Annotated in this window: 25 protein-coding genes; 4 read left to right on the top strand and 21 right to left on the bottom strand. The window is 40.3% G+C overall.

Going from position 1 to position 25,835, the window contains the following annotated elements:
- Window positions 1-37: 37 nt before the first annotated feature.
- The 11 genes from MAMP_RS16280 to MAMP_RS12050 all read right to left on the bottom strand — a co-directional run bounded on the left by MAMP_RS16280 (window position 38) and on the right by MAMP_RS12050 (window position 15,442).
- Entirely contained in the window at window positions 38-1,921 is a 1,884-nt protein-coding gene (locus MAMP_RS16280; protein ID WP_007146325.1) for a DUF262 domain-containing protein, read from the bottom strand.
- A 21-nt stretch (window positions 1,922-1,942) separates the two neighbouring features.
- Window positions 1,943-5,485, bottom strand: a complete 3,543-nt coding sequence (gene pglX, locus MAMP_RS12005; protein ID WP_007146326.1) for a BREX-1 system adenine-specific DNA-methyltransferase PglX — start codon at window positions 5,483-5,485, stop codon at window positions 1,943-1,945.
- The gene (gene brxC, locus MAMP_RS12010) at window positions 5,485-9,024 is read right to left on the bottom strand and encodes a BREX system P-loop protein BrxC (protein WP_007146327.1); all 3,540 of its coding nucleotides are present in this window, start codon (window positions 9,022-9,024) and stop codon (window positions 5,485-5,487) included. The genes pglX and brxC overlap by 1 nt, the downstream gene beginning before the upstream one ends.
- 23 nt (window positions 9,025-9,047) lie before the next feature.
- The gene (locus MAMP_RS12015; RefSeq protein WP_007146328.1) at window positions 9,048-9,659 is read right to left on the bottom strand and encodes a DUF1788 domain-containing protein; all 612 of its coding nucleotides are present in this window, start codon (window positions 9,657-9,659) and stop codon (window positions 9,048-9,050) included.
- Window positions 9,660-9,670: 11 nt separating this feature from the next.
- Window positions 9,671-10,321 (bottom strand): DUF1819 family protein, encoded by a 651-nt coding sequence (locus tag MAMP_RS12020; RefSeq protein WP_139031932.1) that lies wholly within the window; start codon window positions 10,319-10,321, stop codon window positions 9,671-9,673.
- Between the two features lie 540 nt (window positions 10,322-10,861).
- Window positions 10,862-11,566 carry a DarT1-associated NADAR antitoxin family protein gene (locus MAMP_RS12025; RefSeq protein ID WP_007146330.1) on the bottom strand — a complete coding sequence of 235 codons (705 nt, stop codon included), beginning with the start codon at window positions 11,564-11,566 and terminating at the stop codon, window positions 10,862-10,864.
- 16 nt (window positions 11,567-11,582) lie between these two features.
- Complete coding sequence (locus MAMP_RS15760; protein WP_007146331.1) at window positions 11,583-13,253, bottom strand: DarT ssDNA thymidine ADP-ribosyltransferase family protein; 1,671 nt, start codon at window positions 13,251-13,253, stop codon at window positions 11,583-11,585.
- A 118-nt stretch (window positions 13,254-13,371) separates the two neighbouring features.
- A complete protein-coding gene (locus MAMP_RS12035) occupies window positions 13,372-13,941 on the bottom strand; it encodes a histidine phosphatase family protein (RefSeq protein ID WP_083821541.1) in 570 nt (189 codons plus the stop codon).
- Window positions 13,942-13,964: 23 nt separating this feature from the next.
- Window positions 13,965-14,186, bottom strand: coding sequence for a hypothetical protein (locus tag MAMP_RS12040; RefSeq protein ID WP_007146333.1), 222 nt, complete (start codon window positions 14,184-14,186; stop codon window positions 13,965-13,967).
- An 84-nt stretch (window positions 14,187-14,270) separates the two neighbouring features.
- A complete protein-coding gene (locus MAMP_RS12045; RefSeq protein WP_007146334.1) occupies window positions 14,271-15,032 on the bottom strand; it encodes a metallophosphoesterase in 762 nt (253 codons plus the stop codon).
- 2 nt (window positions 15,033-15,034) lie between these two features.
- Window positions 15,035-15,442, bottom strand: coding sequence for a hypothetical protein (locus MAMP_RS12050; protein WP_237701231.1), 408 nt, complete (start codon window positions 15,440-15,442; stop codon window positions 15,035-15,037).
- A 401-nt stretch (window positions 15,443-15,843) separates the two neighbouring features.
- On the opposite strand from MAMP_RS12050, the gene MAMP_RS12060 reads away from it, so the two are divergent.
- On the top strand, window positions 15,844-16,290 hold the full coding sequence (locus MAMP_RS12060; RefSeq protein WP_007146336.1) for an NIF family HAD-type phosphatase: 447 nt from the start codon (window positions 15,844-15,846) through the stop codon (window positions 16,288-16,290).
- A gap of 152 nt (window positions 16,291-16,442) precedes the next feature.
- Here the strand turns inward: MAMP_RS12060 and MAMP_RS12065 are convergent, their stop codons facing one another.
- The 3 genes from MAMP_RS12065 to MAMP_RS12075 all read right to left on the bottom strand — a co-directional run bounded on the left by MAMP_RS12065 (window position 16,443) and on the right by MAMP_RS12075 (window position 19,884).
- Window positions 16,443-16,901 carry a putative molybdenum carrier protein gene (locus tag MAMP_RS12065; RefSeq protein ID WP_007146337.1) on the bottom strand — a complete coding sequence of 153 codons (459 nt, stop codon included), beginning with the start codon at window positions 16,899-16,901 and terminating at the stop codon, window positions 16,443-16,445.
- Between the two features lie 1,301 nt (window positions 16,902-18,202).
- Window positions 18,203-18,643, bottom strand: a complete 441-nt coding sequence (locus MAMP_RS12070) for a hypothetical protein (RefSeq protein ID WP_007146338.1) — start codon at window positions 18,641-18,643, stop codon at window positions 18,203-18,205.
- Window positions 18,643-19,884, bottom strand: a complete 1,242-nt coding sequence (locus tag MAMP_RS12075) for a DNA polymerase Y family protein (protein ID WP_007146339.1) — start codon at window positions 19,882-19,884, stop codon at window positions 18,643-18,645. The genes MAMP_RS12070 and MAMP_RS12075 overlap by 1 nt, the downstream gene beginning before the upstream one ends.
- 244 nt (window positions 19,885-20,128) lie before the next feature.
- Here MAMP_RS12075 and MAMP_RS12080 point away from each other — a divergent pair, with 244 nt between their 5' ends.
- Window positions 20,129-20,476 carry a hypothetical protein gene (locus MAMP_RS12080; RefSeq protein WP_007146340.1) on the top strand — a complete coding sequence of 116 codons (348 nt, stop codon included), beginning with the start codon at window positions 20,129-20,131 and terminating at the stop codon, window positions 20,474-20,476.
- Between the two features lie 52 nt (window positions 20,477-20,528).
- Here MAMP_RS12080 and MAMP_RS12085 read toward each other — a convergent pair whose 3' ends face one another.
- From MAMP_RS12085 to MAMP_RS12100, 4 genes are all read right to left on the bottom strand, one after another.
- Entirely contained in the window at window positions 20,529-21,200 is a 672-nt protein-coding gene (locus MAMP_RS12085; RefSeq protein ID WP_007146342.1) for a hypothetical protein, read from the bottom strand.
- A 253-nt stretch (window positions 21,201-21,453) separates the two neighbouring features.
- Window positions 21,454-21,879, bottom strand: coding sequence for a hypothetical protein (locus MAMP_RS12090; RefSeq protein WP_007146343.1), 426 nt, complete (start codon window positions 21,877-21,879; stop codon window positions 21,454-21,456).
- Between the two features lie 2 nt (window positions 21,880-21,881).
- Window positions 21,882-22,490, bottom strand: coding sequence for a hypothetical protein (locus MAMP_RS12095; RefSeq protein WP_007146344.1), 609 nt, complete (start codon window positions 22,488-22,490; stop codon window positions 21,882-21,884).
- 19 nt (window positions 22,491-22,509) lie between these two features.
- Window positions 22,510-22,782, bottom strand: coding sequence for a DUF1040 family protein (locus MAMP_RS12100; RefSeq protein WP_007146345.1), 273 nt, complete (start codon window positions 22,780-22,782; stop codon window positions 22,510-22,512).
- Window positions 22,783-23,016: 234 nt separating this feature from the next.
- On the opposite strand from MAMP_RS12100, the gene csrA reads away from it, so the two are divergent.
- Window positions 23,017-23,196, top strand: coding sequence for a carbon storage regulator CsrA (gene csrA / locus MAMP_RS12105; protein ID WP_007146346.1), 180 nt, complete (start codon window positions 23,017-23,019; stop codon window positions 23,194-23,196).
- Between the two features lie 421 nt (window positions 23,197-23,617).
- The gene (locus MAMP_RS12110; RefSeq protein ID WP_007146347.1) at window positions 23,618-24,259 is read left to right on the top strand and encodes a hypothetical protein; all 642 of its coding nucleotides are present in this window, start codon (window positions 23,618-23,620) and stop codon (window positions 24,257-24,259) included.
- A 2-nt stretch (window positions 24,260-24,261) separates the two neighbouring features.
- Here MAMP_RS12110 and MAMP_RS12115 read toward each other — a convergent pair whose 3' ends face one another.
- From MAMP_RS12115 to MAMP_RS15765, 3 genes are all read right to left on the bottom strand, one after another.
- On the bottom strand, window positions 24,262-24,846 hold the full coding sequence (locus tag MAMP_RS12115; protein WP_158005177.1) for a uracil-DNA glycosylase family protein: 585 nt from the start codon (window positions 24,844-24,846) through the stop codon (window positions 24,262-24,264).
- A 100-nt stretch (window positions 24,847-24,946) separates the two neighbouring features.
- Window positions 24,947-25,318 carry a hypothetical protein gene (locus MAMP_RS12120; RefSeq protein ID WP_040576592.1) on the bottom strand — a complete coding sequence of 124 codons (372 nt, stop codon included), beginning with the start codon at window positions 25,316-25,318 and terminating at the stop codon, window positions 24,947-24,949.
- Between the two features lie 108 nt (window positions 25,319-25,426).
- Window positions 25,427-25,735 carry a helix-turn-helix domain-containing protein gene (locus MAMP_RS15765; RefSeq protein ID WP_050797564.1) on the bottom strand — a complete coding sequence of 103 codons (309 nt, stop codon included), beginning with the start codon at window positions 25,733-25,735 and terminating at the stop codon, window positions 25,427-25,429.
- Between the last annotated feature and the right edge of the window lie 100 nt (window positions 25,736-25,835).

A 25,835-nucleotide genomic window follows, 5' to 3' on the forward strand; every position in this document is an offset into this window, starting at 1 on the left:
ACTGATAATCTGCAATGAAAATTGTTCAATCAAACATTCAAGCCAGTGCCTCTTCAACCACCTCTTCATCAGAATCATCATCCGATGGTTCTGCAGGCAAAGTTGTGGACATCATGACGCGGCTTTTTAGCCTGTCTCGAAGCGCTTGTCGGCGTGTAGCAAAAAACTCTGGGAAGGCTTCAAACCTCAAATCCACACCGTTTACTAATAGCGTCTCAGGCGTGAGGTTGACTTTCCCATCACTTAACCAATCATCTAGTGGACGGTCTTTTTTGCTGATGTTCTGCGAATCATTCAGCAAATGAAGGTTTGGAATTGAGTTCCAATGTTCCGGTTTACTGAAGAAGTTCATCAGCTCTTCATCATCAGCTAGGACAGAATTTGCTTTTAATTTTTGTAACTCAAAAGAAGCTTTAGGATGCAAATGATCGATATGGAAAACTTCTGTCTCCCTCATTTCAGGGAACAGCAGGTGCAATAACGCACGACAACGCCCCTCACCATATTGAATAGAGAGCAAACTATCGATGTAGTCTTCATCAAATCGTAAGTCTTTGTTTGAAGCTCGATAACGCTCAATGATTTCATCAAGTGGAAATAATTCATCATCGATATGCTTGCTAAGGACATCACGCATACTAGACAGAATAGTATCTGCTTGACCGCCGAAGACACCTTTGAGGAGTGCCATATATAACCAACGACTGATAACCTCGCGTTGCTCATAATGTTTGGCAAGATTATTAATTGATTCATACAGCGCCTTACCATCCTGCTGTTTTTTGAAGAGGTAATAGCATATTGGTATAACAGCGTTTTTGGAGGTCAATGACTGGGGATTAATACCAAAACGGCGAACCAATATTAGTGTTTGCTTAATGCACTCTTTGATGGCTTTCCAGTTTGTCTGCAAAAGTTCAACTTGCTCTGACTTGAAGTTCCTCACTTTAAAACGGACATCAACATCACACAGCATCAAGCATGTCTTGAGTACCCAATCTCTTTCCATATAGAAGCCCATATCTGAGCTTTGATGAATCTGTTTGGTCAGGTCCTCTAACTCTTGGCGAAAGTCACCATCCCAATGCGCGATGGCTATCGACATCAATAAGTCGGAGAAGTCTAGCTTAGTGCCGCCACTGTTGGTTCTGATGAAAACGTCTAATACATGATCAATCTGCTGACTGGTTTCATTGAAGTAGTGGATAACAGGTATTGAACGAATGACATCATACAACTGCCCCAGCGCATCCTTGGCAAATTGATTGTCCTGGAGACCATTATCTTCAATATAAGGTTGAAGCACCCCACTCCAAATACGGTTAGGCGCTTCAACTTGAGGCATTTCCAAAATTTTATGCACACAAAACCAGTGATGGGTTGAATCTGGATTTTCTGCTGCGTTCTGATATTGCTTATCAGTTAGAAACTTGAAGTTGTAGAGCATCAATGATTCATCATCTTCAGAATCTAAGGCACTGGCGAGATCCAGATAAAACTTCCGTGGTGGTAAAGCATTATCATCACGGGTGTTAGGCCACCATACTCTGGGTTGCTTATATGCGTAGGTTCCACACAAGCCAATGTATAAAGATGTTAAGCGCTGTTGGCCATCGATAATCGCTTTAAAGTTTTTGAAGCCTGCATTCGTTTTAACTATAGGGTTTTCTTCATTAAAACGCTGACAATATGAGCTTAAGAACTCATAAAATTTATAGCCATTTTTGATTTCGTCATCATTCACTTCCCACATCATGAACGTATTGATTGGATAACCACGCATGATGGAATCAAATAAGACGCAGATCTGATGACTACTCCAGACAAACTTGCGTTGAATCGCAGGCAATAGGAAATCACGATTATTAATGGCATCAATCGCTTCCTTGATTGTCAGCGCCTTTTCATATTCACCGGCCATGCCGATACCTCCTTGTTTCGATTACGATAGGCCAGTAACTTTTTTCAGAGCCTGTCCAAATTTTGGATAATTAACTTTCACACCATCGTCTAGGTCAATCTCAACCTGTTCAGTGGCAAGTGGGTAAAGTACATCACGCTCGTACTCTTCTAATTCAGCAATCATCTTGCTGAGGTTTTCTATGTCTTTCAGCGCCTTAGTCTTCTCACTTTGTGAGGCGCTGGCACTGATGCTGATGGCTTCAAGATGTGTTTTCTGAGACGTCAACTTGGTACGGAATTCACGCAGGTAGTCATTAAGGACCACACTCACCGTATCTGGGCGATAACGGTGCATGTAGACCAGTGCGTTGAAACTGCCTTTGGGACTAGAGAATAACCAATAGATAGGACGCTTTTTGTAACGCTTCACATGGTCGTTATAAAAGTCTTTGAGGAAGTATTTACGAATGTCCTTACCCAGAGCATATTCAACAAATTTTAGGTTTTCTTCGTAATGCTCATCGCCAAATGCCACATGGAGAAATTCTCGGAAACGGTCGACAATATCATCGGTAAACCAGTCGCCGTCGAGCATGGGGATGACATTGTCTTCATCGGCAGGGAAAAGACAGGAACCACGAAAGGCACGAAAATCACGAAAGTTTTCTTTGCCTTTCTTTTCGTGTGATTCCTGTTTTTTGTGGTCAATAATCTTTTCGTAGTAGTCCTCGATTGTCTCGCCCTGGTTGGCCAGGATCAGCCCCGGCATGTCCAGTGCATAGCGGCCGAACATGCAGCCCACCGCATAGGAGACCAGTTCATGCATGGTGTCGGCCCGCAGCAGTGCCTCCAACTCGCCCTCGCTCTTGTCCTTGCCGTAGCAATAGTGGGGGTTGCAGGTTAGAGTGATTTCGTTGAGCGGAACCTCGGGTGTTAGCTCGTCCTGTAGGCCGTAGGCTTCGATGAAGATGCGGTTGTTCTCTTGCTCCAGCCGCTGCATTTCCAGCGTCATCTCCCGCCAGTGGGCACGGAGTTTCTGGTAGGTAGCTTTCAGGGTTGGCTGACGATAATCGGGATTCAGCAGCGGAATGCTGGTGAAGTCCCAAGAGGTTTCGTATGAGTCCCAATCGGACTTGGCATGTTCTATCAGCGTTGATGAAAGGGACTCTACACCCGATACAGATTGAAGAACCGGAATGCTTGAAACTGTACCGACAGTAAAATTCAAAGTCGGAGCCAACAACTTCATTATTGCTAGGGACGCCTTTGAATTTAAAATAGATAAGCAGTAGCTAATTTTTTCAGAAAACAAACATAGTCCACCGGTATCGAACAGGAAACCCTCGCTGAAAAATCTAAAGCTCAAAGCTCCACTGCTTACTTTAGACCATGTTACGCCAGGTAAAAAATAATACTTTTCACCACGAATGAATGAGCCACCATATGATTTAAGCGCCTGTCCATTATTTTCCCAATTAACTAAAAATTCATTATTCCCATACCACTTTCGATATTCTCCACCCTTATTGTACGGGAACCACTTGAATTCGGAATCTGCAGCTGACTGCGATTCCTTAAACCCAAAACCAATTTTTAGGTTAGACACTTCATGCCACATTTTCAGAAATCTATTAACATCGCCTGTTGTTGTGCCCTCAGCTATCTTTGCCACCTCGGAAAGGCTCGGGCATGTTTCAAACATTCGAATTTGTGATTCTGTAGCCCAATAGGCAATTGGACTGCTGGGTATCTTCTGGAAGGTAGCAGCGGATGCGCGGTAGAACCAGCCACAGCCAGGATTTTTAATAGCCTCAAGGGCCCGTGACCCCTGGTTTTCTGAGCCCCTAAAATCGGAAAGCCGTACATATCCGCCTTTGAACTTAGGATGATGCGCGTTCTCAACCGTAAAGGTGCAAATTGGTACTGTGGCGCCATCGAAACCTGAGTATTCAAGCTGCACCAACGAGGTGATGGTTCTACTGTTAATTAAAAAATCACGTAACTTTTCATAGGTAGTAATAAACATCCATGTAAATGGCGACATGAAGCCAAGCTGGCCTTTTGGCAACGTCATCTCAGTGTTGCGAACGATAAAGGCAGAGAAGAGGTCTGACTTTACATCCTCGTAGTTGTCTTTAAGCCATGCACCCAACCGCCCATTCATCCCCTTACCACCCATATACGGCGGATTGGCAAGCACCACATGGTATTTGGGACTCAGGTAATCGGCCTGCCGCAGGGCTTGCAGCACCTTCTGATGGGTCATGCTGATAAACAACTGCCCGGAGACGTTCTTTGACTCCAGAATCCTGAGCATGCCGTCCACCTCGGTGACATCGGGACGGATCAGGGAGCCGAAATTGTCGGCCTCTTCGAACTGGCGCAGGGTGGTCTGCAGCGGCGCGTTGAACAGGTCTCGCCCAATAAAGTCGATGTACTCATCCAGCTCTTGTTCTTCAAAGTGAATGTTTTCAAGTACGCAAATCTTGGGCTTAATGCCTTTGCTGAAAAAGCGACGTTGTTTGGCTCTGGCTTTCATCGTCAAGGCAAACGCAGCCAGTTCCCCTGCTCGCTCATCGATTTCAATACCAAACAGATTATGGGTCAGAATTTTTTCTGGGATGTCAGAAGGCTGATAACCTTCTTCTTCATAGATGGCATACAGCAGGTCAAAGGCGTAGGTGAGCATATGGCCTGAGCCACAGGCCGGGTCGCAGATTTTGATGTCTTCTGGGCTATTAATCTTCAGAAAGTCAGTTTCTGGCTCTTGTGGCTTGATGAAGTAGTCCATTTCTTCAGCCAGTTTGGAATGAGGTCGGTTAAGCAGCCAGAGTCTGCCTAATGAGTTCTCTACCAGGTAACGAACAATCCAGTGAGGAGTAAAAAGCTGTGTCGCAGCCGGGATATTTTCTGGTGTGACTTTCTTGTTCTTTTTCAGCCCTTCAAAGACCAGGTCTTTCTTCTCTGAGATATAGAACTGATACAGCCAACCGATAACTTCGACATCCTGGCAGACTTCTTCTGTCATAGCCTGACGCGTCTGTTCCAGAATAGAATTGTCAGACAGTAAGTCATCGGGCATTAACAGTTCGGTGTAGTCATCGATACGCTCGAACAGAAATGGCATCGCCTGATTCCAGTAGTTGCAGGCTGCAACAACTAATAAGCGATACGCTTCACCTTGTGGGTCATGACTGGTGCTTTTACCACTTAATAAAGCTGAAACCTGTTGTCTAGTGGCGTCACTGACAACGTCATCGTCAATATGCCCCATCTTGGCTTCAGCCAATATTTCCGGCTGTGACTGGCCTTCAGAGGGTGAGACAACACCAATACGGGTGTAGCGGTTCACATCCATGAAACGCAGGGCACAGAATCGGTTGAACCAGATGTAGGCCACACGCTCAATAACCTGTTCTTTGCCCTGTGTATCGATAGCCACTTCAAGTCTACCAACGGCTTCTGAGGCTTCACGTCGAGCTGCACTTTCACCAGCCAATACTAACTTGAGCTTAGCAGTGATTTGTTCAATCAAACTGCGGCGTGCCTGCTGGGCAAATTTCTTTAGCTTTCCTGTTTCCATCAGATTTGAATTCTTTTTCCTTGGCGTATTTCTTCCATCAAAGCATCACGCATTGATTCTAAGTAACCTTCTACATCAGTCTCGCTCGCCAAAAGCGGCTTCTGGTAGTTCACTTTGATGCTTTTACTATTAATAATCTGAATTTGAGGCTCTTTCACCTCATTCGGTTCTACTGGGGTTGTGGCGCCACCGGTAGTCGGAGGATAGGGTTTGACCGGCTCAGGTTGAGGCTGTGACCAGAACATCGCTCGAGAAAGAAGCCTGTTATAAGTTTCATCTTCAAAGCGACGTAAAGTATCGCTAATAACGGCAATCAGCGTTTTACTAATGATTTCGTTAATGAACTCATCAAACTCTTGGGTAAGCTGGACCTGTTGTTGCTCATCTAAAGAACTGAACTCATCAGTGTTGGTGAGTTTGTCTTTCAACTCATTAACTCTATCTGTCGCTTTTTCTCGCTCTGATTTGAGTGTGTTATCGATTTTTTCTTGCAACTCATCGACAGACCGTTTGATTTGCTGGATGCGATTGCCCTTAAAGCATTCAGGCTCAGCTAGTGTGTTTTGTATGGTTTTAATTTGCTCATCATCAATGTAAGCAAAGTTTGCATCTTGCTTTTGCAGGAACTGACGAGCTGAATCATAGATTTCTCTCTGAGGTCCGGACATGAACTTACGTACTGGATCGATGGTGTTTTCTTTCATATCCAGTAGAGCATCTTCCTGAGATTTTAGTTCTGTTAAATACCAGGTGTAGGGTTTGCCTGATACTTCTTCAAGACTGGATACAACAGGGGTCAAGGCATTCAAGAACGGGTACTGACTGGCTCGTGCCGAAAGGACCTTTAGTTCATTGATAAGCTCTGCAAAAGCTTTTGCAGACTCTTGCCCCAGAGATTTTGCTTCACTTAGTTTAGCAGGCGCATCAAAAAAGTCTTCATAGAAGTCTTTTAATCCACGGATTTGAGATGCCGTGAATTCAATTTGTGGCTCAAGCACCATATTGCCAAAGCCTGCACTATTTCGTAGGCCTCTTGACAGGTCATCATCTTCAAGTAGGTGGCTATCACTTCGAACTTCAATCTTGCCACAGGCACAGAGCTTAGCGAGTGTGCAGATTATCGCAGCGTAGTACCAACCGTATGGCTTGCGCTCAAACCTGTCCACCAGACTTTTGACTGTCGTTCTAACGCCACCTTTGTTATTGCTTTGGATAAAGGCAAACATTTCCTGTTCAGATTCAGCCAGACCAATAGCGTCATTTTCGAATAAGCTCTCCTCAGGTTTGAGGCATCTTGAAATGTCATTTTCACTGTAAGTGATACCTCGCAGCATTTTCAAGTTCGGGTAGCTACGAGAAATCAGGTTATGAAAGCCCTGAATCACACGAGTTTGAGGATCTTCCGTGCCGATCTCTATTTCATTACCTGCAACCAGTAGCTTTGCCTTGCTGATTAAGGTTTTTACCCTTAGTCTCAGATCAGCATAACGTTCTTTGTTCTGGAAGCCTTTGTCGTTTAGGATCCGTTTGGCCGTTTCTTTTTGGGTATTAGAGATATTTTGCTTGATGTACTTTTCTGTTTGTTTGTAAAGCTTTACATCTCTAATAAGACGGTCATCAGCGGGCATTAAGACGAACAGCTCATCCGCTTTGTAAGTTGAGTTTGTGATGAGCATTTGCTCATTTTCAGCATGCTCATGAAAGGGACTGATAACGTGTACTGCCAACTCATGCTCTCGTCCCTGCAGCTTGTCATCAAGCTTTCTTGAAAAAGCATAGTCCTGACCATTTTCGTCATAACGCACTTTGCGAAGTCTGATGGCTTCATCGAAGATGAGCTTATCTAACTCACTAGCAACATCTGCAGACTCAATTTCGGTATTTTTGATCTCCTGCTCGATGTCTTTTTCTTCGTCAGTCAGATACTCGTATGTTTCACCGTTACGCTGAATATAAGTTTGCTGTTCCAAGAGGTTGAGCGCTTCTTCCACACGCTTACGAAGTGCAGCTACGTCATCATCAAATGACTCCAGCATCAATATGCATAAGTTGCGAACAGTAGCTTTGAATTCTTTGACGTACTTAATCAAGAACAAAGCCTTGAGCAAACGCTTGGCGAAGTCATCATCAAGCTGGTTTTCAGCCTTCAGTATTGCCTGTTGTGTTTTTGTTTTTAGAGCTGAGCGGATCCCTTCAAACATCATCTCAAAGGTGGCTAGTCGGCCAACTTCATTCTCACTAATTTGAATAGCAACTTCCTGGAAAACACCCAGCATAGATCGCTCCCCGACGGAGCTGTGCTTACCCTCAAATGCGCTATGAGCTGATAAATTTTGAATGGCTGATTGGAACAGACCAAACTGATACGGAATAAACGGGTAACAATGAATGAAGTGATCCCGATCCTTATAGTTTTTGTAGGACTGAGAACCATCAGCAAAATCAAACAGCGTTTTGAAATTGTTCGATTCTATATGATAGATGTTTGACAGCAATTGCACGCCATCATCATTTTTCATCAAAAGACGTTTCTGAATAACTTCATCTACGTTCTGACTGGTCAACTTCATCTTGTTGGCAAAGCGTGCCTGAATCTTAGAGAAGTCATTAGACTGTTGTTTGTTCATTTCACCGACAACAGTATTCATGTCCTCTTGAGCTGTGACGATAATCCATGCGCGACCGCGGGACTTCGTTGCCAAACTTTCAGCGATTGTTTGCAAGTTGGTCATTAACTTCACATTGTCGGCAATATATTGGCCCACCTCGTCGACAAAGAAGTTAAGTCTGAAGTTTGGCTCTTGGCGATCTATATATTGATTAACTTGATTGGCAAAGTCTTCGATTGAGACGCGATATTCAGTTCGATATTTATCTAGGATGCCTTTTGCAGTCTCAACATCACTGCCGCTTACTTCAGCATAGGCTTTTGCGATGTTTGCTGATTCTAGAAGCGCCTGTTCCCGACCGATGTGCCAGTGTTTACCTGAAACAGATTCAAAGGCATCTTTAAATTTTTGGAAGAGATCTCGAGAGTCTAAGTCGCGTTCGAATTGTGCAATGTGCCCTTGCTTGCCATAGTAGCCACACGTTTCGTCAAAGACTTTGACAAAGACGGCCAACAAGGCATCCATCTGTGTCTTACTGATAACGTCGGCTTTTTGATCAATATTGAATAAGATGCTTTTAGAGGGAAGTTCTGCCGCTCTCTTGAGATCGCCCTTTAGAATTTCATTGTCATCACACTTGGGAAGAAATAAGTCGAGTGTATTAGTTCCGTCGACTTCACGGTTCTCCAGAATGAGGGCAAGCATTTTAAGCAGATGCGATTTACCTGAACCAAAAAAGCCTGATACCCACACACCGTTAGCGCCTTCGTAATTGTTGTAGGCATCCAGGAATATTCCGAGGCGGTTTTCCACCTCATTGGTGAGCACATATTCCTCAATTTCAATCTTAAGGCTGGCCTCATCATCAGCTTTGATTACACCCTCAATTGAGCGATCAACTTTCTTGTCAAAAATGGCTCTTAATTTCATTACGCGTCCTTCGTTATTTTTGCTCAAGGCTCAACATCCAGAATATTGAATGCCCGGTAGTATTTATCATCATGCAGTCGACCAAAGAGGTCTAAAGATGCTCCCGTTTCCAAGGAATGCGTATACATCCCGGGAAAGAACATCAGTGTTGGTTTATCTTTAGCTGTGCTTTGTAAGTTGTTGAGTACGTTGTGTGAGCGAATGTAGGGAAATACCTCGCCTACACCGGAGATAAACAGAACATCAAACTCGCTATTTGCTAACTTTTCAGCAATAGCAGGGATAAGGTTTGCCGCTGGATCCAATACATTTTGAAATAGTTCTATTAGCTCATCTTTTGAAACTGTCGGCTCTACCTCAAAAATCTGCTCCCAAATTCCTCTCTCTTTGAGGATCTCTATAGCCTGGTCGTAGAGATTTATTTCGAGAATTGAAACACCTGCTTTCTCCAGCCGCTTAGTTAACCTAGCCTGAAGGCGCTCCATCTCTACTGCGATAGCTGGATCGTAAGGACAGATAAAGAAAGGTATTTCGTTATTCAGGCTTTGCTTATTTCTGAAGCGCTTACCAGAGACAACATTAAAAATGTGTTCATAATTATCATCTATATTTTTTCGAGTAACTGGCGTAGACACAGTTATTTACCTCACTCACCAATTACTGGGAAAAACAACAGCTCACTCTCATTAATTGAGAGCGCTTCTCTCATAGAGCCACTAAGAATCACAGAAATAATTTGATTATTTTTATCCAATATCTCAGCTTGTTTGAGTATTCTAAAAATTATCTGCCGGACCTTGTTTCTTGAGCTATCAGTCAGTTTATCTATCTCTGGATGCCACTCAGATTTCTTGTTTATAAACGCCTCAAAGTCTTCCTGGGACACTTCTCCTCGGAGATACACGTAATGCTCATGAAGAAGTTCTACAGCAAATTCAGCGATAAAGTCATAACGTCGGCAAATAGCCAACCATAATGTGTGGGCTTGTTCCTGAATGCTTGCTCCAACAAAAAATTCCAACTGCTCTGAATCAAGCACACTTAACCTTGAAATGATTTCTGTGGTGAAACGCTTGGCACTCGAAACGCGCTTACTCTGAAGGATATTGTCGGCAATTACCTTTTCTTTGACTAAGTCCCAGTCTTGAAGCTGAAGATAGAGATTTGCTACATCCAGTGACTCCTGCCTGAGCAGGCTGCCCCCAATGAAGGCCATACTATATTGCTGTCTCATAATTGTTAGAATTTTATAATTTTGATGCTGACTGATCACTACAGATCGTTTTTCTTGACTCAAAATAACCTTGAATATGATTTATGACTACTCGCCACTATAATTCATATCGAACTGATGTTACTTATTAAAATGTATTGTTTTTATGAGCTATGAACTATTTGTATAAATTGTGGAAATCGGAGAATAACATCATCACTGATTCTCAGCCAATGAATAGACTACGACTACACATGTTTAATGATAATCACTGAAGATAAGTTATCTGGTAGTTTTTTTCTATGGAAAATTAAACCAACTCTAGAATTTAAGTGAGATTTTTAGCCAGTGCTTGATCGAGAATCCCTATCAACTCTTGTTTTAACCATGTTGGTTCAAGTTGTCTAGATATGGTGATTGTGATTGCGCTCCAGCCACAACCTTAAATCTTGAGAGTCTATTGTAGTCAATTTTAACTCCAATTCATTCTTCGTATTAATATTAGACCACTTGGGCATCAGCTAATTGTGACTCCAATAAATGAGGCTTCTGATTGAAGTTCAGAGTCCGTCATACTGATCGTCACATACAAACAGCACAATTACAGCAAGGAAAATATTCTGGTTAAAATAAATCTGGCTGTTGTGATTCGCTGTTTCGATGTGTATCGCAGGAATGATGAATTGAGAGGACTCTTAAGAATGATTTCTTGTTTTCTAGAGCCTTGTCCAATAATTTTCGATGCTTCAGGGACTGAAAGAGAGCAACTGAATATGCCTGACAATTAATCGATTTCTTTGGATTGAACTCAATATCAGTGAATGCATCAAAATCATCTAACTGCTCAATAGCCCATGGATTTTTTTTAAGCGCATTCAAAAAAAGCCAATCATAAAAAGCGGTCTTAGGCTCTAATCCCCACTCCGTACCAAAAAATTTGAATTTCAGTAAATCACCCGAATTTTTAATTCTTGAGTCTTTCTTTGCAGATAAGGATGAGCCATACAGAAGATCTTCATAAGGTCCACCATTCTGAAAAACTTTACTCGACTGGAAAGCAGTCTCCACTGTGAAGGCAGGTTTATGTTTTTCTGTTTTCACTGATAAGTTGAACGCGCTCAACTGACAACCAACTTTATCTTCAGACTTAGTAGACACCTCGAGTGGATGCTTGCAGAGATCTTTTTCTCTTGCAGCAGAATGTAATGAAGACACCGATCTTTTACGTTGTGATGGAGCTATTCCTGGATACCAAACAAAGTCAACGTACTCTATTCGCACCAAGCAATCTGAATGAAAACAAGGAATGAAAATTGGCCTTTGTGCCATTATGAAGTCTTTCCCATTAAAACTGGAAATCGTCTGGAGTATATGGATTACCTTTGACCAGTCCATAATCACCCAGCTTAACGGGTCCCCAAGAATCATAGTCTTTGCGAGGTAAAAACATCATTGGCTCATGAAAAAACTTAAACATGTTTAAGTAGGGTTTTATCGTCTCCTGGACTTGAGACAAGTTGTGCATCTCAGTCTTTTGATTGAGGCAGATGCTTTGGATATATTTTGGGCTGATCCCCTCCAAGACAAGCACTTCTGCCTGCGGGTCTGTCGGGTAGTTATCTGGAATTTTGAGACTTTGTCTTACAGTGTTCCCTAAGTTCTCGTCAAACATCTTCTCGAAAGCTGCAGCGCTCCTCCTGGCGTCCAATGTGAGTTTCGTACTCGCTTTTCCTGCAGCATTGCTGTAACAAAAAGCACAGTCAAGCTCCCATAAAATAGACGGTTCAAGTTTTATAACAGCCCAGTCAGCATGAGGAAACTGGATCTGTTTTCTGTAAAACATTTTGTAGTTCGGAAATGAAATTGATGTAGATATAGCATCGTTCACATTGTCCAATCTTAGAGTGTCATTCATTAAGCCACCTACGCCGTCTAATTGCAATGAAGTGCGGCTCTTAAGCCCATTTTCTAGGATCTTTGGTAGGTTTTCTATGCGCGTGAAGTGAACCAGATAATTGATATTTCTCTTTTCAACAATACCTTTGATTTTTTCCTTATATAATTCTGCTTTAGGCAATCTACCATCGGTCTGCAGGATAACATCGGTGCTCACGGTCTGACTGAGAAAGGTGGATGACTTGTGACTTACTCGCTCTTTATGTCGTTCTTCAGAATTAAGTTTTCTTAAATGTCCACTGAGAGACCATTTGTTAAAAGTCAAAAAAGAAATAAATGGTTTCTTATCAATAACTTTATCAATGTATTCCAGCAGTGACCTCTCTTCAGAAATACGTTTTTCGACTTGTGCAACATAATTCAGACATTCTTGAACCTTTTCTATTCTTTGATTCAAAGCCAAAGGAGAGTGGCTTATGTCGGCAGCAAAATGTACTAACGGAATGGTTGATAACTCTATTTTTCTCTCTTCTACTCCCTCCGCATTAAGCTCTTTCAGACTATTACTTATTTGTATTCGCGTCTGTTCGTATAGCTTTCGTTTTTCAGGCTCATTTTCATAGAGATGGTCAGACTGATAAGCGGCTTCAGCATTTTTTATTGCATGGTCAACACTAAGTCTAAAAGCATAAAGCTCAAGGAGGAAGTTTTGGTTTAGTTTATCCTTCTCTGCTTCTTTTTTGAGGTTGTCATTAACACGGTCTAGGGTTTCACTAAATTGAAATAATCCTTTGTTAATGGTTGTCCCAATTTTGTTTAACGCATTGTCACTTTCACTTTCAGACTCGACAACATCATGCTGAGGTCTGATCTCAGTTTTGAGAGTAGAGTTGTCATTTTTTTTATCAGGCTTACCAAATAAACCTGAGCACCATGAAATAATCCAAACCGTTCCCCAAGTACTGATCAACTGAAGTACAAATAATGGAGAAGTTTGTAACGCCAAAATGGTCCAACCTGTCCAGCACAAAGCAACTACAATCATCAGTACTTTTGAGTGAAGGCGAGAAAGTACAATACTTGCAGTAATAACAGTCTGCCATATCAGGACTGTCTCCATAAAAATCCTTATTTGAGGAAGTCAAGGCTTAGTTTATTAACCTTATGCACCTAAAAATTTCTTTCTAACAGCGAATGGAATATTCTTCAAAATCCCAATCCCACATCTAGAGCATACTTCAGATTGGATAATAAGAAAGCTGGATATTTTCTTCATCGTTCAAACTTGCTTCCAGCCTCCCCAAAAAGCTTGGCCACTGTTCTATACAGATAGGACCTGACGACAGCCTAGTCGCCAATGTCGCGAGTATCGTATCATGTGTAACCCAGAGATGAGTGCCTGATCTACCAATTATCAACGTAGTGTGGATCAAAGACTGCATTTCCATTATGGCCATATCGAAATCAACAAAGCCAGGCCATCTGCCTCTCCCTGACAATAGATAGAGATTGACTGCTTCTGCACCTTTCTCAAGCCAATTCTGCAATGCCAACGCAGAATCACTAATAAAAAACCCAGGATCACCCAGCTTCTTACAAGTTTGAATTTCGTCTAGTGGGTAACCCAAGTGGTTAGCCATGATTTGTGCAGTTTGAACACACCTGGGGATGGGACTTGTTCTGATTGAAATGACATCAGAGTCGAAACTTTCAGCATACACCAGAGTGTCTGCTTTACCTTTTTCTGTAAGAGAAAGCTCATCGCCAACAGTACCATCTGTAATGGCAGGTCTTTCAGCATGCCTAATGCATGATTAATTTTCTATCAGACTTATTTTTTCTTGAGATTAAGAACTCCTGGCATGACGTCTTTGGGTTTGTCGAGAAATGTATAGTGAGATCCAGATAGCGTTTTACCTGTATTTGTTTTTTCATCGTAGTAAAGTATCGGTGTGCTGAGCCTGTAGTGTTTGGCTAACACACTATAACCAATAAAGTGTCTATTCGTATTACCATGATAGTCATCAAGCTCAATGATGGCCCAATTACTCATCAGTATATTTCCGGGTTTTAAGAGCCTCTTTATCCTAAACATGTCATCAATCTCGATAATTGCGATCTATCAGTAATCATATTATTAAACCTCTATGACAAGACTAGAATCAAACTTCACTGGCAATCGTTCTTCCCTGTAACCTCTCTGATTACTTACAAGACGACAGTTCCCTATCCTCATATCTAAATTGGCATGAGTGTGCCCATAGCACCATAAATCGACTTTTAAAACATAGTCCTCCAAATCAGATATGAATGCAGGCGAAATGTTATCCATTCCATAGTATGGATGAACACATTTGAGTGATGGCGCATGATGAGTGATAACTATCGTCTTCCCATCAAAAGGTTTATCTAGCTCGTCTGATAACCACCTTATCGACTCCAAATGAAGTTGAAATGCATCTTCAGGAGTAAATAATTTATCTCTAAATTTTATAAGTCGATGATCCGTTATTTGTGCAGCATACTGTTGGTACTTCTTTTTTTCAGAATTACCATATTCAGCTCTATAATTTGTCCAAAGTGTAGTACCTAATAACCTAACTCCGAATAGTTCTATGGAATTTTTTTCAAGAAAATAAAGGTTATCAATGCCATCAGCAAACTCTCTGAGTTCCTGAGTCAGTTTGTAATACTCTCGTCTGTAATATTCATGATTCCCAGCGATATAGATAACTGGTTTTTGATGTTTATCTGCAATCTCTGCGGCCCAGTCAATACCATATGAACCCAGATGTATATCCCCAGCAAGAATAATGGCATCACTGTCCATCACTGGTATGCTATAGCCAACAGAAGGCATGGTTTCTAGATGCAAATCACTGAATAGCTGTAACTTCATTTTTAGCTTTCATCCGACATTTCATATTTAAGTTTTATCTCAACGTCATCATGCTGTTCAAGCATATTAAAAATATACTGAGCACGTGGGTGCAATTGCCCTGGCTCACCTAAAAACCGATATTCTGAACCTGAACGCGTTCTCCCTGTTTTACTCTTAGAATCATAATATTCAATTTGACTACTGATTCTATAATCTCTGTCATGCAGACTATAGCCAAGAAATTTTTCAATTGTCTTCCCGTTGTGCTTAATAACAACAATGTTCCAATCAGACATTTCAACATTGGTTGGTGGTACCCAGTGAGCCATTTTTCTCTCCTTTTTAAGCCAAATACTTTCTACCCCTTTATCCATTTGAAAATAATCACTTCCTTTCAAACGAATGAAAGTAGTCTCTACTAAAAACACTCACAACACAAGAATAAAAATATATAATTTTCCATATATATCAAACAGTTATATTGTATTATGTATATATTACGTTTAATAAAAAGAGGTTAGGAATGAGACAAATAAAAAATGATGACATACAATGTATTACGGACTTAAAAGCATCCTTTCTTAAAGCTCAGAGTGCTCTTCTTGAGGAGCACCTTTTACATAAAGATGACTCTATACAGAGCCACATCAACTACCCATTTGATATTGAGATAAAACACGACTGGAAGTTATTCAGTAAAACACTGCAGAGTTTTTCACCAGAGTCTTTAAAAGAAGCAATCAATTTCGGTGAGTCATATGTATTTACTAGTAATAATCATATCTTCGTGCAAGCAATCCTACAGAATTCTTCTCCGAGGACTAATTGAATGGAAGATTTAACGCTCGCGCTAGATTTGGAAGGCGTTCTAATAACGAATGCTTATACTCAATTGCCTCGACCTGGCCTTATGTCGTTTCTTGTAGAGTGTGTTTCAATCTTTGGGCAAAATAACCTCTGCATCTTTACACGCGTTGAGGAACAACTTTTCAGACAGATTGCCCATAAATTGCGAGACGATAATAAAGTCCCGGATTGGTTTCCTGATATTCGTTATATAGACTGGGTAGGAGAGCACAAAGATTTACGCTTTGTAGATGATGATATTGATAGAGTGATCATTATTGATGATTATCCACCGTATATTAAGCAATCCCAAAAGCATCGCTTGATTCCAATTAAACAATATACAGATCCATATAGTCATGAGTCACCAGATGACACTGATGATGAACTAAGCTTTGTTTTGAAAAAGTTGCTCAACTATATTCAATAATTTCACTGTGAGTTATATTTCTGAGAGCAAAAATAACCTCTCGGGTGATTATTGATTAACAACTCACCAGGAGAAAAACCAGGAATTTTTTGAGGATTAACTGACTGTTTGAAGCCAATAAGACTAAAACGATGACTTCGAGATGATTTAGGCTATTTTTCTAATAAAAGAGTAATTACTGATTTCACATAGTTATAAATCTCTGGGCACTGGCTATGTCGAGGACCGGCAACATTAAGTATCTCAATATCATAGTCAATGATGAATTTTTGAAGACTTTCTGTTGCTAGTTCATGTTCTATCAAGTCTATATCAATGAGTTTATATGGCTTTTTATGCTTAATACAAAATGCTACCGTTAGCTCAGTTCCCCCACTAACATAGCCACTATAAAAAACGGCAGTGCCATCTGCATCCTCAACATTCTTTTTGGTTCTAGCTCTGTAGCCACCACCTATTTCTGCTAAGTTATAAATTGAGTCTATTTTTCCATCTTCCGCAATACGCCCTATTGGACAGGATCCTGAATATGGGAAAGAGTGCAAGATTGAAGCATCAAGTGCAGCTCTGTCTGCACCAGTTTGTCCTCCACTAATAATTTTGCACAACACAACCTGGCTCCTTGCAGAAGAAATTATCTATGATATTGATACTTACTGATTTAACGACTCTCCAGCATTAAGATAATATATCAATGTCAAAGCAAGGTGAGTAATGCTCTTGGAGCAGGTTCTGGAGAAATGCCCTATTTCACGTAGGTGAAACGACATTAGTTATTCCAAAAAGTCGTTACTTTGACGAGGCCATAAATGAAAGAACTTAAACTCGTCAACTTTACGACCTTTGATTAAAGTAAATTAATTCAATTACTTACAAGTCATCCAACCACCTTCCTGGCAAAACATCTTTGGACGAGACAGCGTGAAACCCGCATGAATGCTGTAAGACAGCTGATGTACATTGTTCAATCTTAAGGTCGTTAATTCTACGAGACCATCAACAATTGAACTTATACTCGTTAAATTTACGACCTTTGATTAAAACATTCTAATTCAATAACTTCTCTATTGCGCAGGCTTCTGTCGGGTTCAAACAACTTGGTCCGAGACAGCGTAAAACCCGCATGAATGCTGTAAGACAGCTGATGTGCATTGTTCGATCTTAAGGTCGTTAATTATACGAGACAATTAAAAAAAATGAACTTATACTCGTTAATTTTACGACCTTTGGTTAATGTAAATTAATTCAGTCACTTATCGACTACGCAGGCTTCTATCGGGTTCAAACATCTTGGGTCGAGACAGCGTGAAACTCGCATTAATGCTGTAATACAGCTGATGTACATTGTTCAGTCTCAAAGTCGTTAATTATACGAGACAATTAAAAAAAATGAACTTATACTCGTTAATTTTACGACCTTTGGTTAATGTAAATTAATTCAGTCACTTATCGGCTACACAGGCTTCTATCTGGTTCAAACATCTTGGGTCGAGACAGCGTGAAACTCGCATTAATGCTGTAATACAGCTGATGTACATTGTTCAGTCTCAAGGTCGTTAATTATACGAGACAATTAAAAAAAATGAACTTATACTCGTTAATTTTACGACCTTTGGTTAATGTAAATTAATTCAGTCACTTATCGACTACACAGGCTTCTATCGGGTTCACACAATATGGTTCGATAACTCAGCGAAGCCCACTATTAACAATACATTACAGTTTGTGTTCTTAGATTCTAACTAAGGTCGTAAAATTTACGACAACATGCTCATCATAGATCTCATTCTCTAATAAACTTTTCGCTTGATGGAATTAGTCTCTAGATTAAGTATTAGTAATCACAATACCTAGGATAAGCAGTTATGTTTCTTATATTTTGAGTGTGAATGAGAGAAATGGATGGCGTCAGCTAAGTAATGAAGTGTCGTGATTTTTCTCCTTTTTGTACTACCCTTGGCCAGCGGCTATGTATTTGAGCATCTTCAAGCTCAGGCTCGATTGTCACCACATACACACGGCGCTCACTTCCTTCTTTTGCCAATAAACCCTGAATGTATTGTCCTTTTTGCAGGTCATACCAGTGACTAATACCTTCGAGATCTTTTTCCATAAAACTCAAAACAGGTATTTTCACCGGTGTCGGAAAGTATTTATCCCACCTGCCGGCATAGATAGAATCGAGTCTCGCCCAGCCTGTCATCGGTAAGTTACCAGGTTGTTTTTGTCGCCGCCCCCATGCAATCAATTTGATACCGCCTTCTGACGTTAATACAGGTAAAACAGCTTTGGGATTAGGATAAAAAATTCGCAGCACATCCTCACCATGCTGGAAATAAACGCCACCACACATTAGATAGTTTTCCTATGTCCTGTAGGCTTCCATGCTGGGGCAATCACATTGGGCATTTCACTTCGCCCAATGACGCGTGTCGGGGCAACTGTAAACTCACCGTAACGCTCATTAATTTTATCAATAGCCGTATTGAGCGCCTCACGCTTTTGTTTGTGTGACTCATCGACGAACATATCTTGCTGTTTATGATGGGTTGGATTCAAAGCCGTGACTTGAACCTGACCACATTCTTCACCGCTATAACGACTCTTAATAAATTGCTTACATAGGTCATATATCAATGCCCCATCATCTGTAGCGTTATCGATTTTTTGTTTTGTCCCTAGCCAGCCAAAAGGTGTCTTTAAACCAATGAAGAAGGTATCACTCAGGAAGTGATGCTTACGCAAACGAGCACCCACCTTTTCAGACATATGTTGAAAGAAGGTCAGTATCGTATTCATGTCACGGGTGCCTGGCGGCATGACTTTTCCATGACCAACTGATTTGGGTTCTTTTACTGTAGTTATAACAGGTTCGGGATCACGTCCCTGAGCCATCAGCCATATCCGTCTCCCTGGGTTACCAAAACGTTTTGCAATGAGGCTCATGGGGACTTTTTTCATATCCCCACATTGTGTGATGCCGTACTTACCTAAGAATCTCGCAATACCTTTATTGATACCACTCAGTTCTGTCACGCTCTCATTGCTTAGGCGCTCTTCAGCTTCCCAAGGGGCAATGATGGTCATGCCATCCGGCTTATTGAGTTTTGCAGCAAATTTGGCTGTCGTTTTATCACCGCTAATGCCAACACTACAGGTGAGTCCTGACACCTGACTAATCGTATCTTTGATGAGGAAACCAATATGTTCAGGCGATTTATAGATAGTCTGACAAGCAGTTAAATCCAAAAAGGCCTCGTCAACTGAATAAACCTCTACAGTCGGTGTAATACTAAATAGTGCTTCCATAATATCGGTGGAGACAGCCGCATAACGATATGGCCTGCTAGGAGCCTGGATAATATTAGGACACAGCTCTCTTGCCTCTTTTAGGCGCATGCCTGTTTTCACACCGTAACTTCTGGCCTCGTACGATGCCGTGATGATGGTGCTACCAAGTTTGCCATTGGTGACGCCCACAGGTTTATTTCGCCAGTATGGATAGTCTTGCTGTTCTATCTGAGCAAAGAAGCAATTCATATCAACCAGCGCAATCATTTTCGGCCAATGATGGGATGATGCGTTTGAGCTCATAGAGTGCTTAGTAACCTAAAACCCTGTTGTGGTGTGTGCATTCGTCTTCTCCTCTTAATCAGCTAAAAATAGTCTGATTTGGTTTAATAGGTTGAGAACAAAAAGAGAAGAGAAAATATAGAGAATATTCTGTATCAAAGCAAGTATATTAAACACGCCGAATCAGATTGGTTGGAAAAATAAAGCCTGTACTTTTATTTTTATGACATGAACGCAACTTGCCAAATGGATTATCTACGTCATCATGTTCATTACAACTATGAACACGATTTACAGCTTAATTCACATTATTCCAGATCGCGTCTTACGCTGGATTGGTGGTGGTGATGCGCCATTAGGTGATATGGGTGTTGAACAAGCCAATAAACAAGCCTTCGGTATTGCGGTTGGTACCGGTTCACAAGCAACAAGCCAAGGTGCTGGCGCCATGGGTAATAAGGGTCAAGCGCCTACACCAGATGGTGACAACACTAAAACCCCTGGTAAAGACGATGATAAGCAGAATACGGATGCTGAAATGGAGTCCAGGGAAGACAGTGCCGGCTCAAATAAGGGTGGCAAGACACAGGAAGACAATAAATCAGTAAGATAGAAAAAAGCCCCGGAAACGGGGCTTTTTTTAGAGGTAAAGAATAGCTATTTACCTATACCACATATCGTTCATTAGTAAATACATCCGATTTTTCTAGCGCAGACTTGTTTTCTTGACCAGCAGCAATATGGCTTTTGAGCTCCTCATTGAGAAGATTGAACTCGGCATTTAATGCTTCTATTGATTGCAGTTTGCTGTACCCATCTTTTTTACTTACATCAGCGGCATCATCTTCCCAGCGCTTTATGGCACGTTTGAGCCCGTCAATGGCTTCAAATTTCACTTTCGCCACCGCAAAATTGGGGTTGGTGGAGATAAAATACTCATTCACTTCTTGTTGATTTTGACTACCCTTATAACCCAACACTCTTTCCAGTTCTTCTGGGTTGGCGATAAGGGTTGTATAGTGTTCGACCAGCTTTTTATAACTTTTAATCTGCAGAGAAAGGTTTTGAACGATTGCCACAGCGTCCTTTATTTTTCTAAGCGATCTATGATGGCCTGCCACCTCTTCATTAAACTCATCAACAAGCTCTTCGTATTTATCAATCCACTTCATGGCCTTATTCATCGCCTTAAAATACTCTTCCCGCCACTGGGCGGCATTGCGATTGGCTCGTTGCGCCGAGGCCATGGCCGCATTAGCATTGTTCCTCTCTGCATTGATTTGGCCCATCCGCATACCGGTCATGGCGTTATTGACAATTCCATCATATATGGCCATAAAGTCCTTATCTCCTTACTGTGGGGACCGGGTTAAAGCCCCCTTTATTAACGTTACCTTTACTTTAAAGCAATCTTTTTTCTTTGTCAGTGAATTTGCTCTCGATAATGACAGCTTCATCGGTAAAGACGGCTTTTAAAATAGGGCAATTATAAAAATTATCCTAAAATAAACTCAAAAATTAGTAAGTTTTTTATAAACTTAGTAAGTTAACTCACATATCATCAATACATATTTTTTTGGAATACTCGGGTTAATTACATCCATCTTCGAGATATTGCCGAAACCGCGTTAAATCCATACCTCTCTGAAGGTTGTAGCTCATTGCTAAGTAATCTCTAGCTGGTCTCTCTGGATGGTATTCAGCAGAGAAGAATGACATAGACGGTGACGCGCTCTTTGGATCGATTTTATCTACCAGCAAAGCTGCGTCAAAAGGTCTAAATCCAACAAAAGTAGATAGTGCCTCGGCAAGATATTGAGTTTTTATGTGTGTATCGTGACCATAACTTCGAGATAACTGAATTAGATAATTCCAATTATCGACTGACTCTATAAGATGCTTACAAACATTGAAGAAGGTCTCTTCCCAATGACGATACCCATCATAATCTTCTTGAGATCGCAGCAAGTTCAAAACTGACTCACAGACTTTTTGTTCATCAGTGTATTCATGCATATTTATTTAGATGTTTTGCTTGAAAAGTATTCTGTAGCATCCCTAATCCCAGAAAAAATGAGCTTTTTATCACCTATGTAACTATCCAGTGTTTCTTTTGCCCTGCTTTCAAACTCACTTCTATTAAAAAAGCCCATATCAGCCAGTTTCTTTATTGCTAAATCACCCCCATCATAATATCTCGCTAGTTTTGAAACAGCTAAATCCAAAGGGGATATGACATATAGTGCAATCTTATCTGTGTTAGCAGCATGGCAAATAAATGAAGAGTCATTTTTATAATCTGGATGCAATAAACCAGCACCATCATGGTAACTCCTATCTAGCCTGATGGTTTTTAATTGCTTTTTCATATCCGTCTCTAACTCATCCAGGTAAGTTTCTACCATACCTTCTGGAATAATGAGGCGTTCAGAAAAACAAATTTCGATTGATAACGGTTTAGCCTGCTTAGTGTAAAGATATAATGCACTGTCATTTAAGATGTACGCTCTTATAGCAGTGTGTTCAGCTAAATCATCAGACAGACATGAAACTAAGCGACAAACAGCCCTCCAAAAATTTGTTTCAAATCCAAGATGTCTATTTTCTACAGTGTCAGACCAGCTCATTTACTCAACTCAGTCAAGCTTATAGACCACTGTGTTTATCATCGAACATTTTGAGTTTATCAATTAGTTCAGCATCATCGATGTAATATAACTCAGGATATGACTCGCTATTATTAAGAGCATTAATCAGTAGTTGCATCAGTCTCATCTGAGGATGTTTTTGCCAAACATTTAAAAGTGAATGCAAGAGCTCAAACTGTCCCTCTACACTTCTTGCTGAAGAGGGAGCATCTTCAAGAGACGCCATAGCCTCATTCAACCAATCTGTATTACCTTTGTCTCGTGCTGTCATATATCCTCTCATACAGAATCTTTTTACATGTTGAATTTAATACCTAAACTTTAGTTGTTCGCTTCCCACCAATCTATGATTCATAAAAGTCATGACACAGATTACACGACTATTGGTATTCTTCTTTTTCATACATTAACACCAGTTCCATCGGTGAACTATTTTTGACTAAAAGACTTGCTAGAAGATATTAGAAAACATCTAAATAACCATCATTAATAACAAGGAGAATTGATGCTAATACTGACAAGAAACATTGGCCAGAAAGTAGTTATTGCTGACAACGTTGTGATAACAGTTCTTAATGTTGACATCAATGAACAGGTCAAATTTGGTATCACTGCACCGAAGAATATCTCCGTACATCGTGATGAAATATACAAAAAAATTCGTAACGAAAAAGACTATGACTAGAAGCCTATTTAACTGTCATTAGTATTCCCCATTCTCCGCTATCGTTGTCATAAAGTAGTTTTACCTGAAGGTTTTTTCAATCGTTAAAGACAGCCTTACTCCATACTTCAAGCAAGAAAACGAAGAAAACATCTTTGTTGCAAACTGCGTTGTTGATTTTTATAAACAGATAACACGGTTTGACTCTGGAAGTATGGGTGGGGAGTATGAAAGTGTTTATCTTTTTACGACCCAAAAAAGCTGTCTTTTTTATAAAGAAACCTATTGCTCTAAGCGAACTTATTTCTATGCCGATTTTACATATATAGCGCGGTTTTTTTTTGCATAATCAAAAAGCAAACATCGTATTTACATACCTGAATCTGCAACAATGACTTTGTCATAAAACGATCAGAAATATGCATCAAGGAAACTGAAAAGCATGAAAAGATGCCAGCATACATACTGGGCTAATTTTAAAAATATTGATGGATACTTGTTTCGTTTTGACACCAGAATATATTTAAAACCTGTATCTGATGTTTTATCCAGTGACGAATGTATTGGGGCCGTTGTAGGTAAAAATCCTGGTTCGGCATTGCCTCTCTATCATTCTGATGGAATTACTCCCATCGACATTGGAAACGATAAACTTTTGCCAACACTCAAGTCTCTCATTGAAAAATCGTATAACAATTCAAACATGAGTTTACCTGAGCGGAAATACATACAGGTGATGAACCTTTTTTATCTTTGCGAGCATAATCTGCCTATAGCAATTCATAAAAATATGCGTTTTCAAAAAGCAATAACCTGCAAATCTGAATGTAATAATTATCCTTGGATATGGTATTTATGGGGTAATGGAAGAGATAATAATGCCAAACTATTGAACACTTTTAAGCAAAGATTCAGAACAATAAAATCAGAGCATCATTTTTATTTAGATAAGAATACATCGCAGATTGTTTGGTCTATGCCTGATGCTACTGATTTTGCAAAACACCTTCAAGGCATGCCTCACAGAAAAGTATTACCCACTATCAGCTATTTAATTTTGCAACAAAAAAATGAGCCTAATTAAGCTCATCTTGAATATTTTTTTGCGATAGATTTTATGCTAGCTTTAAATTCAGCAATTCTATCAGGATGTCTTGGCCCTCTATTTGTACCTGACTCAGGCCTCATCATGATGTATGAATAGTGATGAATCTTTTCAGTTGCCGGTACCTTCAGCCCTAACTTAATCATGTAATGAATAATTTTCTCTGACTGCCCACCCAGCAATACCAGCACTTTAGGATCACCATTGTCTATTTGTTGCTGAAGTATTGGTAGCCAAAGCTCAGCTTGAACTTTCCAGTAATCAGAGTTTCTTTTTTTTAGATTTCTTTCTGTAACAATCTCTGGCTCTTTAATTGCGTTAGTGATGTAACAGTTCCATCCCTCATTCAATTCCACTGGCCCTTGCTTGAGACCGGCATCCGTCATTGCCTCACGTAAAAGTTTATCCCCAGCATGTGAGTTCCATTGTAGATTTTCAGTTTTTTCTGTCTCTGGTGAACGTTTATTAACATTGATTACACCATTCAAACTCGGATTTTCACCAATAAACCAAACTGACGCATTTGGATTACCCAAGCATCCAGTCAACCAAGGGTAATCACTCAACCAATCGGTTAACTGATTGTCCTTTATCGTAGTTCTGGTGGCTTGCACTATGTCCATTAGTTAACCTCAGGATGAGTTATTTGATTGCTATCAATAATAACTAAACATCAATAAATCCTATTCCTTTGTATGACATTTGATGTGTATTTGCTTCCTTAGGCCAGAGCTTATTCCAGTTAGGATCTAGCTTAAATATAATAATCTTCCTTCCATCAACATCATGCATTTCATCTTTACCGAGAGAAACTAGTAATGCTTGATGTTTAGCCACTTCTTCATTTGAGGCATCACGTAAACCAATTATTTTTCCGCCCTTGTGTGCTCGGTCATTTTTTGATTTATGTAGGGATATATATGACATTTTTTCTTCACGGAGCGATAAATTCCACATCCATGACTCTAGAACGCCTCTTTCATTACTAGGCAAAATACCGTGTTTTGATATTAAAAAAAGTGTGTTTGGAATAGTCATAACTTATTTATATCCAATCATGCAGTAATTATATTTCCTCAAACTAAACTATCGCCATCGCTTTGTCATGCTAATAAGTATGAATTTCACTTTCCAAATAAGTCTTGTCTAATTTTGGTGCTTCTTGCTTGCGCGATATTTCTTGTTAGCCAATTCTTTTTTTCTTAGTGCCATTACCTCTGTTGGTCTTAATTTAATTTCAGGTAACAACATTTCTATGTCATTCAACCGTCCCAATGCTCTCATGACATTAATGAAGTTGACCATGTCACATCCTCTACCTGACTCAAGCCTTTTTATAGTGCTGAGTGACACCCCCGCTCTATTTGATAATGCTAATTGGGATAGATCACTTTTTAACCTGTATTCACGTACAGAGTTTCCAAGTCGTAATAGGATTAGTTGATTCATGGCCATACTGGTGTCATATTTGAGCTGTTACTACTATTTATAACACTTAACAGCTTATATTTGAACCTTTACAAATCATCAACCAAACACATTTACATGTGATAAC

This window comes from Methylophaga thalassica MP, from assembly GCF_000214595.1.
GTDB classification, from domain to species: Bacteria; Pseudomonadota; Gammaproteobacteria; order Nitrosococcales; family Methylophagaceae; genus Methylophaga; species Methylophaga thalassica.